We start from the raw sequence: 436 nt of genomic DNA, 5'->3' as shown, positions 1-436 counted from the left end.
ATGCCCTTGAGGTCGACCGCGCCGTGCTCGTAGAAGCGGGAGTCCTCGATCGCGATGATCGCGTCCTGCATGTACGGCGAGATGTCCTTGAGCGGGACGACCGTGCGGTCACGGGAGTAGACCGTGGCGATGGTGCCGCCGTCGCGGTCCTGGATCGTGGTCCGCTGGCTGAGCGGCGGCGTCTTGAGGTTGGAGGGGATCTCGTCGAAGCCTTCGACCGTCCCCTTCGCGGCGAGCCCCAGCGCTCCGGCTGCGGGCAGCGCGATGCCTGCCAGGACAGCTCCGGAGAGCGCGGCGACACCGAGGAACTTGGCGGCCTGCTGGGTCGTGGTGAGACCCCCGCCCGAGCGCTTTTTTGGCATGGGGGCAGCCTAACCAGTTGTGATGAACGTGTCGTAGGAGCAGGGGCCTCTCGGAGCGTTCGCGTACCAGACCG

Annotated in this window: 1 protein-coding gene; it reads right to left on the bottom strand. The window is 67.7% G+C overall.

Annotation, left to right across the window (positions count from 1 at the left end):
• A partial coding sequence (locus LPA54_RS39315) for a transglycosylase domain-containing protein (RefSeq protein ID WP_228985181.1) occupies window positions 1-362 on the bottom strand: 362 nt, incomplete at its 3' end.
• Window positions 363-436 lie beyond the last annotated feature (74 nt).

This window comes from Streptomyces sp. DH12, assembly GCF_020873895.1.
Taxonomy (GTDB): Bacteria; Actinomycetota; Actinomycetes; order Streptomycetales; family Streptomycetaceae; genus Streptomyces.
This window is presented reverse-complemented; position numbering and strand designations above follow the sequence as displayed.